Source organism: Streptomyces yokosukanensis, assembly GCF_001514035.1.
Lineage (GTDB): Bacteria > Actinomycetota > Actinomycetes > Streptomycetales > Streptomycetaceae > Streptomyces > Streptomyces yokosukanensis.
On the sequence record NZ_KQ948285.1, the window covers coordinates 1 to 1,365 of the forward strand.

The window sequence follows — 1,365 nt, forward strand, 5'->3', positions numbered from 1 at the left end:
AGACGCCGTTTCTTATGGCTGGCCGTCGTCTGAGAAGCTCATGCCATGTGGCGAGATCTGATCCTTGAGGTGACCTCGGCTGTCGAGCTCGGGCCTCCGGCAGGCGACGACGTCGTGACGGGAGTCGAGCGGGCGCTCGGGCAACGGCTTCCCGAAGACCTGGCGGAGTTGCTGCAGGAGTGCAACGGTGTGACCTACCAGGGCCTGGACGTGATCTGGCCAGCCGAGCGGATCATTAGGGACAACGCAGCTTTCCGCGGCTCACGGGATTTTGTGGACCTCTACATGCCGTTTCAACCGCTGATGTTCTTCGGCAGCAACTGGGGAGGCGATCAGTTCGCCTGTATCCGCACCCCCTCACGGGACGAAGTCTTCGTCTGGGACCACGAAACGGACAGTAGGTATCTGGTGACGTACGACTTGGAGCAGTACTTGCACAGGGCTCTGCGAGATGCCGGGGACTGGTACCGGTAGTGCCACGGAGCCGGTGACATCACGCCGCCGTGTTCTTCATCCTGTCTGTAAGACGCCGGCTGGCGATGAGGGCTGCGGCTATGCCGACAAAGGCGAGGAAGTGTTCGGCCTTGCGTTCGTACCGTCGGTGCAGGCGTCTACAGCCGGCCAGCCAGGACACAGTCCGTTCGACAACCCAGCGGTGGCGGCCCAGCCGTGTGGAGGACTCGATCCCCTTGCGGGCGATGCGGTGGCGGATGCCCCGTTGGCTGAGCCATCGGCGCAGGTGGTCGTAGTCGTATCCCTTGTCGGCGTGGAGCTTGGCCGGACGTCGGCGGCGCGGACCACGTCGGGAACGGATGGGCGGTATCCCACGCACGAGAGGTTCCAGGCCAAGGCTGTCGTGCATGTTGGCGCCGGAGATACCCAGCGACAGGGGCAGCCCGTTGCGGTCCGTGATCAGGTGGATTTTCGATCCGCTCTTGCCACGGTCGGTCGGATTCGGTCCGGTCAGTGGCCCCCTTTTGCCGCCCGGACACTGGCGGAGTCGATCGCGCACCGCGACCAGTCCAGCTCACCACGGGCCCCGAGTTCGTCGAGGACCAAGCGGTGGAGCCGGGCCCAGACCCGCTCCCGACTCCACTGGGCGAAACGTCGGTAGACCGTCGGCCAGGCCGGCCCGAACACCGGCGGCAACTGCCGCCAGGTGCAGCCCGAGGTGGCCACGAAGATGATCGCGGCCAGGCATTCACGGTCATCGGCTCGCCGCCGCCCACCGCCCTGCGGGCGTATGACCTCAATCGGCATAACCACCCGCCGAAACAGCGTCCACAACTCGTCCGGTACCAACCGTTCCACCAGATCCGTCATGCACGGTTCAACGACCGATCACGCCATAAGAAACGACCTCTT

General features: G+C 64.8%; 2 protein-coding genes. One reads left to right on the top strand and one right to left on the bottom strand.

Annotated features, from left to right (window positions below; all coding sequences use genetic code 11):
* The first annotated feature begins 45 nt into the window (after positions 1 to 45).
* Entirely contained in the window at positions 46 to 474 is a 429-nt protein-coding gene (locus tag AQI95_RS44180; RefSeq protein ID WP_067137147.1) for an SMI1/KNR4 family protein, read from the top strand.
* A 19-nt stretch (positions 475 to 493) separates the two neighbouring features.
* Here the strand turns inward: AQI95_RS44180 and AQI95_RS47075 are convergent.
* Positions 494 to 1,323 (bottom strand): IS5 family transposase gene (locus AQI95_RS47075; protein WP_107121929.1). Its coding sequence is split into 2 segments (ribosomal slippage): positions 494 to 973 and positions 976 to 1,323, totalling 828 coding nucleotides; the frame shifts between segments, so codons are not numbered across the junction.
* Between the last annotated feature and the right edge of the window lie 42 nt (positions 1,324 to 1,365).